This is a genomic window from Candidatus Hakubella thermalkaliphila (assembly GCF_013281975.1).
GTDB lineage: Bacteria > Actinomycetota > Humimicrobiia > Hakubellales > Hakubellaceae > Hakubella > Hakubella thermalkaliphila.
On sequence record NZ_BLRZ01000073.1, the window covers coordinates 1 to 10,102 of the forward strand.

A 10,102-nucleotide genomic window follows, 5' to 3' on the forward strand; every position below is an offset into this window, starting at 1 on the left:
AGACCTTAGCGCTAAGGTCTCAGAGATGGTGGAGGGCTTTGGCAAGGAAAGGGCAGAGATGAGTGCTCAGTTGAAAGCAGATCTGGCCAAAGCTGAAGCTGAGAGAGTGCGGCAAGCTCAGGAGGAGGCCAGGGAGAGAGCAGCTGAGGTTCCAGAGAGGCGCGCTAAGGTCTCTGAGATGCTGGAGGGCTTTGGCAAGGAAGATACAGAGAGGCGCGCTGCGGTCTCAGAGATGCTGGAGGGCTTTCGCAAGGAGCAAGCTGAGAGTGCTGCTGCATGGCGAGATCTAGTGGCTACCATGCGAGCCAAGAGAACCGGGGTGCCTCTTCGAGTAGTGCCACCAGAGGAAGTGAAAATGGCGGTAGTAGAGGAAGCGGAAGCTGTTGAGGAACGAGAGGAAGCCGAAGCTGTTGAGAAAATAGAGGAAGCGGAAGCTGCTGAGGAAGTAGAGGAGGAGAGTTATGAGGAGAAAACATTAGAAGAGCAAATATTTGCATTTGTCAATAGTCACCCAGAGGGTATAAAACTGGTAGATATGGAAAGGGCTTTAGAGGCACCCAGGATAAGACTGGGTGTAGTAGCTAAGAAGCTAGTGGAAGAGGGCAGAATTAAGAAGGAAGGGCCTCTATATATTCCCGTCAGATAGTTACTTATCCTCCCTTCTCTTTTATGGCCAGTTCAGGGTTTGGCAATAATGAGGTATGAGCTGGCTTTACCTTTGTAATACAGGCTCCACAGGTCTAGTTTTCACAAAGGCAAGGTGTGAATGCTGGGACACATGCCTCTATGTGCTCACCCCGGGCATACATGTTTTCCATAAACTACCGTAAAAAGACTGAGAAGGCGGTGATCTGATGTCAATAAATGTAGTTGAAAAACCTGCTGATAAAACCTTGATTAAATGTGCTTTTTGTCAAGGAGTAGGAAAAGATCCTTTTGGACTTTTGTCCCCATTGGCTGCATGTCAGGTATGTGGAGGCAAGGGTGCGGTTACCGTTAGAGAGCCGGCAATAGAGTGCGCTTTTTGCAAAGGAACCGGCGTGCATCGTGACCAGAGACTTACCTGCACAGTGTGTGGGGGCAAAGGTATGGTTACCATCAAAAAACCAGTAGAGAAATGTCCTCATTGCGATGGGGAGGGGGTAGCCCCTCTTGACTATCTGCCGTGCCTCATCTGCGGAGGTAAGGGGGTGGTTACAGTAAAAAAGAAGGAGTAACCGGTAATTTAGATTACGGATTGCCACAATAATTCAAAGGCAAAAGGGAGGAAATGTTATGCTAGAGGAAGTGACAACTGTGCTGGAACCTCGTCCGTTACCAAATTTCGTGGAGACAAAATTTGTCAAAGATACTACAGAACGGGCCCTAGCCTATATTGCAGCGGGATTTCCCGTCCACTTTAGAGGGGTCTCGGGCACAGGTAAGACCACCCTGGCTATGCATGTAGCGAGTAAAATTGGTCGTCCAGTGGTTATGATTCATGGTGACGAGGAGTTTAGCACGTCCGACTTAGTAGGGGGGGAATATGGCTACCGCATAAGAAAGGTGGTGGATAACTTCATTCATTCGGTCCTAAAGACTGAAGAGGATATGGTCAGAAGGTGGGTGGATAATCGTCTAACGGTGGCCTGCAAGTATGGATTTACCCTTATTTACGATGAATTCACCAGATCCCGTCCAGAAGCAAACAACATTCTACTCTCGGTTCTTCAGGAGAAGATGATGGATTTACCTGCTGCCAGGGGAGGGGGAGAAAATTACCTAAGGGTGGACCCAGACTTTACAGCGATCTTCACCAGTAATCCCGAGGAATACGCTGGGGTGCATAGAAGTCAGGATGCGCTTCGAGATAGGATGGTAACCATGGATCTGGATCACTTTGATTTGGAGACGGAGGTAGCCATAACCGAGGCCAAATCCGGATTGCCTCGCAAAGACGCCGAAAAGATTGTGCTTGTTGTGCGGGGCTTAAGGGAATCAGGCAAGTGTGAATTTGCACCCACTGTCCGGGGATGCATTATGATCGCCAAGACCGTGAAGGTGCTAAATGGCTCTGTTGATGCTAAAGACGGGATCTTCAGAGACATCTGCCAGGATGTTTTGGCTTCGGAAACCACCAGGATTGGTAGCAAAGCCAACGAAGCAAGAGTTAAAGAGATGGTAAGGAATTTGATCAGCAAATACTGCTGAACAAAAATAAGGCAAATACGTGAGCACAAAAGCACAAGTTTACAAATAAAATTTGTGCCAATTTGCATGTAAGGAGGTGGTTTTTGGTGACGCTGATGCGAGCGTTCTCAAAGATAGATGAGGAAGGGCGAATCTCCATTCCCGACAATATACGCAGAGAAGTGGGGTTGAAGCCTGGCCAGTTGGTCGAAATTAAGGTGCAAGGTACGGTCCAGGCACAATACATAGTGATCCATAAGCGGAAGGCAGCAAGATAGAAAACGCAAATCCCAGGAATATTGTGAAGAGAAATTTGTGGACAATTTGCGCAGGTGGAGGGACTTTAAAAGACCATGCAGCAGAAGATGAGTGGTTTATCTGATATCAAAACTTCACAAAAAGCAAGGGTACATGCTATGCCCAAATCTGCAGAAGCCAGTTACCTGGATCTTTACATGCTCAGCAAAGAAAGGGACAGATTGGAACAGGAAAAATCTGTTGTGGACAAGAGAAAAGAGCAGCTGGAGGCCCACCTGGAGGATCTCAAACAACAAATAGAGACACTTAAGAAAGTTGTACCCCAAGAGGGTAGACAAATAGGAGGCAGAGAAGCGATTAAGAAGAAAGTTGCAAAGAAAGAGTGGAAAACGATGACTCTAGATTATTAAGTGGTGGTGATGTGATGGAGTGGAAATGGAAACGAGCTAAAATGAAACAAGAAGACGAATTACTGTGGAAGCCAATTAGATTAGATCAGAAAGGGAAATCATATAGTTGGGGTGGAGGGAAAAGAGTAGGCGAAATATTAAGAGACGAAGCATACAAATGCGCCTTTTGCAATGGAAGTGGAGAAAAACCAAGGGGTGCAAAATGCTCTGCGTGCAGGGGAACAGGAGAAGTCCGCCTTAAACCACCGGTAGTAATGTGTGCCTATTGTAAAGGAGGGGGAGAAGAGCACCCCAGAGCTAATGTTACCTGTACAGCATGCCGAGGTAAGGGTTTTATCTCTGTTAAAGAGCCCGTAGAGAGGTGTCCTCATTGTCGAGGGACAGGAGCTGATCCTCACAGTAAACTTTCTTGTATTGTTTGCCGAGGTGCAGGTGTTGTCACAGCAGAGGAATAGGTGACTAAGAGTGAAAGAAATAGATGTGCACGGTGCAGCAAGAAAAGAAATGAGCAGGGAAAAAGCGAGGATAATGAGGAAGAAACCAAAGCGCACCTCCATCTTGGAGCAAGCAGTACTGGAGTGGAAGAAGAGAAAGGAAAAGGAAAGAAGAGAAATAGAAGAAAGGAGAAGGGTTCAGAAACGAGAGGAGATGCTCACAATATCTTTGCAGGAGATAATCCCTCAGCCCAGGGCTTTGGATCATAAAACAGATGATGCAATGGAATGGAGACAATATAGTCCCTGGCAGAAAGAGGAGAAAAAAGAGAAAAGACCACTAAACGCTTCTTCTATATGGGTGTTTGCAAGAAAACTTATGGCCAGAGAATGGGCAAGGGCCTTAGGAAGAAGAAGAGAGGATGCCCGCATGGGCGCCTTAGAACGAGAAGCAGCCTGGTACAAGGGAAAGAAAGAAGAGGAGAAAAAAAGAATCGAGGAAGAAAAGAGGGGAATTGAAAGACAAAAAGAGATGTTAGAGGAATCTCTGCAAGTCTTTAGTGAAAGGCTTTTAGGGGCAAAAGAAGGTATTACAGCAGAACGGGCCGCAGAACTCCTTGAGGGTACCCTGGAAAGTGTAGGAGAGGTTATTGAGGTAGACTGGATAGAAGATGGATGTGTTGTTCATATTGAACCCTGGGAAGAAAAGAGATTGCGCAGGCAAAGACGAGATAATCTGCCTGTAATATATAAACTGAAGATTGATGACAGGCTGGGAATCGTGTCTTATGGACGAATTACCGGTGACATACCGTGTTCCGAGAAACCAAAAATAAAAGGTAATTGAGGGAGGTGCGAAGAATGGAAGGCGAAGTTACACCCATACTAATAGATCGAGACCAACCTACTTTTGTGAAAACGCCATATGTGAAAGATATAATCAAACGAGCTTTGACGTATGTCCAGGCTGGTTTTCCCATTCATTTTAGTGGTCCATCTGGAACAGGCAAGACAACCTTAGCTATGTATGTAGCAGCTCAAGTTGGTCGACCAGTAGTGTTGATCCACGGAGATGAGGAATTCGTTACCTCAGACCTGGTGGGTGGGGAATACGGCTATCGGAGAAAAAAGGTAGTAGACAATTTCATCCACTCTGTCCTAAAGACTGAAGAGGATATGGTCAGAAGGTGGGTGGATAATCGTCTGACGGTGGCCTGCAAGTATGGATTTACCCTTATTTACGATGAGTTCACCAGATCCCGTCCAGAGGCTAACAATGCCCTGTTATCAGTTCTCGAGGAGAAAATTCTTGATCTACCTGCGGCCCGGGAAGAGGAAAGCTACCTCCGGGTTCACCCAGATTTCTGCGCCATTTTCACTAGTAATCCCCAGGAATATGCAGGTGTTCACAAAGCTCAAGATGCTTTGAAAGACAGAATGATAAACATAAAGTTGGGTCATTATGACAGAGAGACGGAAATTGCCATAACTTGTACTAAGTCGGGTATTTCGCGTCCGGATGCTGAGAGAATTGTAGATATTGTCGAAGGTCTCAGAAAGATTCGAAAGAACGGATTCACCCCTACTGTGAGAGCCTGCATAATGATTGGCAAAGTGTTAAAGCTGTGCAAAGCTCGGGCGATTTCTAGCGATGAGAGTTTTGTCCAGGCTTGCCTGGATATCTTGGATTCAGAAGTATCCAGTCTTGTTGATGCTGATATCAACAAGGACACAATTAGAGAGACAGTGGTGGATTTGATTAAACAGTATTGTTAGCTCCGGAGTAGTTGGGGATAAAATGAACACAGCTCAGATGCATTTTGACCGGGGGAACAAGTTTAGAAACGAGGGCAAGGATGATCGAGCTATAGCAGAATATGAGAAAGCCGTAAAGTTAGACCCAAACTTAGCTGAAGCGCACAATAATCTGGGAATTATTTATAAAAACAAAGGGCAGTACGAGAAGGCTATAACAGAGTATAAGAAAGCGATACAGACTAACCCTAATTTATCTCAAGCTTATGATAATTTAGGGATTATTTATGTCAAGATGGGCTTGTATGGTCAGGCTATAGCAGCATACGAGAAAGCTTTAGAGATTAATCCCCATAATCCTCAGGCTCATAACAATCTAGGTATTGCTTATGATGATGAGGGGAAGTACGAAGCTGCCATAGAAGAGTACAAGAAGGCCATTCAACTTGATCCTAATTTGGGAGAGGCACACTATAATTTGGGAGCCATTTACGGCGTAATAGGTAGATATGACCAATCAATTAAGGAACTAAAGAGAGCCATAGAGTTGAATCCTCACGATGGGGGAATATATTACAATCTAGCTTTGACCTACAAGAATAAAGGCATGGTAGAGGAAGCGATAATAGAATATGAAAAGGCTATCCAGTTTGATCCCGATTTAATGGAAGCCCGCTATAATTTGGGGATGATTTATGAAAATAGAGGAGAGAAAGAGAAAGCTATGGAGGCCTGGAAAGGATATTTAGAGCTGGTTGCTCACAAGGATAATCGAGCCAAAGAGATAAGAGAGCATCTCAGAGGACCAAATGAACACGAAAGTAGGTAAAAAATGGGAGTTAGTGGCAGTGAATTAGAAGCCCTAAAGGCAGTTAAGGAAGAAGGGGGAAGGACTACCATACAGGCGGTAAGCCGCAAGATGAGGATAGATACCAATTACGCACGCCTTTTGTGTACATCTCTGGCTAGAGCCGACTATCTTGATCTGCTGGCTTCGGGAATACTCGTACTGACACCTAAGGGGAAGAGAGAGCTGGAAGGGAGGAAGGGGGAGCAGAGACTCGGATGATGGAGGAAGGTAAATATATTTACTGCATAATTGGAACAAATGAGGGAAGGAATTTCGGGCCCATAGGCATTGGAGATCGAGGCGATGGGGTATACACCATCGGTTATCAGGATCTTAGCGCGGTTATCAGTAATTCACCAATGACCAAATATGTTGTCAGCAGGGAAAACATGACGGCACATGAGAAGGTTATTGAAGAGGTGATGAAGGATTACAGCGTTCTACCTGTGAGATTCTGCACTGTTGCCACAAGCGCTGAGGAAGTTCGAAATCTTTTAAGGAAGAGATATACGGAGTTCAAAAATTTACTGAGAGATATGGATAACAAAACAGAACTCGGCGTGAGGGCTTTATGGAAAAATATGAACGCCATCTTCCAAGAGATTGTGGATGAGAACAAGAAGATTAAACAACTAAGGGAAAAGATAGCAGCAAAGCCTTCCGACCAGACCTACGCCGACAAGATAGCTCTAGGTGAAATGGTTAAAGCTTCCCTGGAGGCCAAGAAGGAGAGAGAAGGGAGAGAGATACTGGATGGTTTAAAGAAATCCAGCGTTGATTTTCGCACCAATAAGATCTACGGCGATAACATGATCTTAAATGCCGCCTTTTTAGTGGATAGGAGCCGGGAGAAAGAATTTGATAACCAGGTTGATGAATTAAGCACCAAGTATGATGGCAGAATAAAGTTCAAGTATGTGGGACCAGTGCCACCGTTTAACTTTGTTAACATAGTGGTAAAGTGGAAATAATTGACGTCGATCCAAGTCAAGGGAGGAGAGATGGGAGTAAGTGGTAGTCAATTGGAGGCTCTAAAGATAATTGAGGAGCAAGGGGGAGAAACCAGTGCTTATGCTGTAAGTCGCAGAATGAACATAGAGCCCAATTATGCTCGTTTCCTCTGTACTTCTCTGGCTAGGGCCGACTATGTTGGTGTGCTTCCTTCGGGAAAATTGAGAATTACAGTGAAGGGAAAAAGAGCTTTAGAAAAAAAGTAAAATAGGTTGAGTCGAAGAGCCACTAAATTTGGTATAGTTGTATTACCTAATTTATTTAATTAAAAGTTTTGGTTTAACCCCTATTCTTTGACAAGTAACAAGGAGTTGTGGTATCATTGTATTACATAAAGGTGGTGCCATGGCTTCCCTGGTAAAAAAGAAAGTTGGGAGGAAGTATTATTACTACATTGTAGAAAGCAAAAGGATAGACGGCAAACCGCGCATTGTCCATCAGGTATATTTGGGTTCGGTTGAAAATATTCTCAAAAGATTTGAAGAAAGAGCACAACGAAGCGGGAGAAACTGCGAATGCCAGATGTAGGTACTGCTAAGGGCATAAAGAGTGCTGATAATGTATTAGCTCTACGTGTATCGGAAGCATTGACCAAGGACGTCGGTAGAGGAATAGCCAGAATTGATCCTGCAGATATGGAGAAGATTGGAGTTCAAGTAGGAGATATTATCGAGATCAAAGGCAAAAGGGGAACTGTAGCCAAGGTAATGCCAACGTATGTAGAGAACCGCGGAAAGGGCATCATTCAAATGGATGGTCTGATTAGAGAGAATGCCCAGATTGGACTGGACGAAAAGGTCCTTATCCAAAAGACTTTTCACAAGCGAGCGGAGAAAATAGTTCTATCCCCCATGACTTTAATGAGAGCCATGAGAGGCAGCCGGGATATTGGATATATTGGAAGACTCCTTGAAGGTCTGCCTTTAACTGAGGGCGATAGAATAAGGGCTAACCTGTTTGGGGCCCGAAGTCAAGATTTTACCGTCATTTCCACCTCTCCCAAAGGAGCAGTTTTAATTTATCCTGAGACAACTATCAGGATAAGAGAAGAGGAGGCTGTCAGAGAGAAGGGGCTTAAAGTATCTTATGAGGATATTGGGGGGCTGGATAAGGAAATTCAAAGGATTCGAGAGATGATCGAACTCCCCTTAAGATATCCTCAAGTGTTTGAGAGATTAGGAATCGATGCTCCCAAGGGAGTTTTACTTCACGGCCCACCTGGTTGTGGGAAGACCCTAATTGCCCGTGTGGTAGCTAATGAGACAGATGCCTATTTTACCCATCTGAGTGGTCCAGAAATAATGCATAAATTTTATGGAGAGAGCGAGAGTCACCTCAGAAGCGTATTTGAAGATGCCTCAGTTCACGCTCCTAGCATAATTTTCCTGGACGAAATTGATGCAATTGCTCCTAAACGAGAGGAGATGGGCGGCGAAAGACAAGTGGAACGAAGGGTTGTTGCCCAGCTCCTGGCCTTGATGGACGGATTGAAATCCAGGGGACAAGTGATCGTCATCGGCGCTACCAACATCCCTAACGTGCTTGACCCGGCTCTGCGGAGACCAGGTAGATTTGACCGGGAGATTTCGATAAGTATTCCTGATAGGAATGGAAGGCTGGAGATACTTCACATCCATACCAGGGGGATGCCTTTAGCAGAGGATGTAGACCTGGAAAGGCTAGCTGAGATTACGCATGGATTTGTGGGAGCGGATCTAGAGGCATTATGCCGAGAAGCAGCCATGGTGGCCTTAAGAAAGATCATGCCCAAAATTGAGTTCGATATCGATTATATTCCCTATGAAACACTGCTAGAATTGCAGGTCACTATGGATAATTTCCTGGAGGCCTTAAATGAAGTGGAACCTTCGGCTATCAGGGAGGTGTTTACTGAAATCCCCGATGTAAGGTGGGACGATGTGGGTGGTCTTGAAGAGGCAAAACGGGTGTTAATGGAGACCATTGAATGGCCATTGAAATATGCAGAATTATTTGAGCACGCCAAGACTAAGCCGCCCAAAGGCATATTGTTATACGGTCCCCCGGGCACCGGAAAAACGTTGTTAGCTAAGGCAGTAGCCAGCGAAAGCCGGGTAAATTTCATTTCAGTTAAGGGCCCTGCTGTAATCTCAAAATACATAGGAGAAAGCGAAAAAGGGATTAGAGAGGTTTTCAGGAAGGCTAAGCAGGCTTCTCCCTGCATTGTCTTTTTTGATGAAATAGACGCCCTGGTACCGGTTAGAAGCGCCGGTGTGGGAGATTCGCACGTAACTGAGCGAGTGATTTCCCAATTTCTTACCGAACTCGATGGAATAGAAGAACTTAAGGGAGTAGTAGTTCTGGCGGCCACCAACAGATTAGACATTATTGATCCTGCATTGTTGCGTGCGGGGAGATTTGATTTTCTTTTAGAGTTACCCATCCCTGACGAGAGGGTAAGATTAGAGATATTTAAGGTTCACACAAGGGGGAAACCACTCGCCGAGGATGTTCATCTTGAAACCTTAGCTAATGCTACAAGTGGTTTGGTGGGCTCCGACATCGAGTCTATATGTAGAAAGGCATCTATGCTTGCCATAAGAGAGTTTCTAGACCAGAAGCCACAAGGAGATTATACAAAGTTTAAGATTGCAGCCAGGCATTTTGATGAAGCACTGAAGACGCAGATTGCGGCAGATAAAAACGTAGATTAACACAGATAAAAAATTAGCGGCAATCAGCGTTTGTGGAGGGGCAGAATGATGGCAAACGGAGGTAAACATATTTATTGCGTGATAAAGACCGATGAGGTGAGAAACTTTGGTTCTATAGGAATTGGTGGGCAGGGTGATGAGGTATGTACTGTTCCCCACAGAGATATCGCTGCGGTTGTCAGCGATTCACCGGTTATCTCCTATAGTTCCTTGAATAAAGAGGACTTGGTTCGCCAGTTGGCTGCCCATCAATCTGTAGTTGAGCAGGTTATGAAGGATTATACCGTTCTTTCCATCAAATTTGGTACTATTGCCAGGGATGTGGAGAACGTTAAGGAGATTTTGAAAAAGGCTTACACGGATTTTAAAAGTGCTTTAGAGAAGATGGATAACAAGGTGGAGCTCGATGTAGTAGCTTTGTGGAGTGATCTAAATTCAACCTTTCAAGAAATTGGAGAGAAGAAAGAAATTAAAGAGTTTAAACAAGAGATAATGAGAAAACCCACCGATCAAACTTACGAA

At 44.9% G+C, this 10,102-nt stretch carries 14 protein-coding genes; all 14 read left to right on the plus strand.

Annotated elements, in window-relative coordinates:
- A partial coding sequence (locus tag HW443_RS07460) for a hypothetical protein (RefSeq protein ID WP_176238030.1) occupies window positions 1-646 on the plus strand: 646 nt, incomplete at its 5' end.
- Window positions 647-854: 208 nt separating this feature from the next.
- Window positions 855-1,217, plus strand: coding sequence for a hypothetical protein (locus tag HW443_RS07465; RefSeq protein WP_176235520.1), 363 nt, complete (start codon window positions 855-857; stop codon window positions 1,215-1,217).
- A 58-nt stretch (window positions 1,218-1,275) separates the two neighbouring features.
- On the plus strand, window positions 1,276-2,190 hold the full coding sequence (gvpN, locus tag HW443_RS07470) for a gas vesicle protein GvpN (RefSeq protein WP_176235521.1): 915 nt from the start codon (window positions 1,276-1,278) through the stop codon (window positions 2,188-2,190).
- A 95-nt stretch (window positions 2,191-2,285) separates the two neighbouring features.
- The gene (locus HW443_RS07475) at window positions 2,286-2,447 is read left to right on the plus strand and encodes an AbrB/MazE/SpoVT family DNA-binding domain-containing protein (RefSeq protein ID WP_258187141.1); all 162 of its coding nucleotides are present in this window, start codon (window positions 2,286-2,288) and stop codon (window positions 2,445-2,447) included.
- 75 nt (window positions 2,448-2,522) lie between these two features.
- Window positions 2,523-2,837 carry a hypothetical protein gene (locus tag HW443_RS07480; RefSeq protein WP_176232204.1) on the plus strand — a complete coding sequence of 105 codons (315 nt, stop codon included), beginning with the start codon at window positions 2,523-2,525 and terminating at the stop codon, window positions 2,835-2,837.
- Between the two features lie 465 nt (window positions 2,838-3,302).
- On the plus strand, window positions 3,303-4,118 hold the full coding sequence (locus tag HW443_RS07485) for a hypothetical protein (RefSeq protein WP_176230953.1): 816 nt from the start codon (window positions 3,303-3,305) through the stop codon (window positions 4,116-4,118).
- A gap of 14 nt (window positions 4,119-4,132) precedes the next feature.
- On the plus strand, window positions 4,133-5,047 hold the full coding sequence (gene gvpN / locus HW443_RS07490; protein WP_176230952.1) for a gas vesicle protein GvpN: 915 nt from the start codon (window positions 4,133-4,135) through the stop codon (window positions 5,045-5,047).
- 22 nt (window positions 5,048-5,069) lie between these two features.
- Window positions 5,070-5,855 carry a tetratricopeptide repeat protein gene (locus tag HW443_RS07495; protein WP_176230951.1) on the plus strand — a complete coding sequence of 262 codons (786 nt, stop codon included), beginning with the start codon at window positions 5,070-5,072 and terminating at the stop codon, window positions 5,853-5,855.
- 3 nt (window positions 5,856-5,858) lie between these two features.
- Entirely contained in the window at window positions 5,859-6,095 is a 237-nt protein-coding gene (locus HW443_RS07500) for a hypothetical protein (RefSeq protein WP_176226479.1), read from the plus strand.
- On the plus strand, window positions 6,092-6,847 hold the full coding sequence (locus tag HW443_RS07505) for a GvpL/GvpF family gas vesicle protein (RefSeq protein ID WP_176235523.1): 756 nt from the start codon (window positions 6,092-6,094) through the stop codon (window positions 6,845-6,847). Before HW443_RS07500 ends, HW443_RS07505 begins: the two co-directional genes overlap by 4 nt.
- 30 nt (window positions 6,848-6,877) lie before the next feature.
- Window positions 6,878-7,093: a hypothetical protein gene (locus HW443_RS07510; protein ID WP_176226477.1), complete on the plus strand. Its 216-nt coding sequence runs from the start codon at window positions 6,878-6,880 to the stop codon at window positions 7,091-7,093.
- 139 nt (window positions 7,094-7,232) lie between these two features.
- Complete coding sequence (locus HW443_RS07515; protein ID WP_176230948.1) at window positions 7,233-7,415, plus strand: hypothetical protein; 183 nt, start codon at window positions 7,233-7,235, stop codon at window positions 7,413-7,415.
- Complete coding sequence (locus tag HW443_RS07520; RefSeq protein WP_246273179.1) at window positions 7,403-9,580, plus strand: CDC48 family AAA ATPase; 2,178 nt, start codon at window positions 7,403-7,405, stop codon at window positions 9,578-9,580. The genes HW443_RS07515 and HW443_RS07520 overlap by 13 nt, the downstream gene beginning before the upstream one ends.
- A gap of 45 nt (window positions 9,581-9,625) precedes the next feature.
- Window positions 9,626-10,102, plus strand: a 477-nt coding sequence (locus HW443_RS07525) for a GvpL/GvpF family gas vesicle protein (protein WP_176238031.1), incomplete at its 3' end; no start/stop codon positions are given.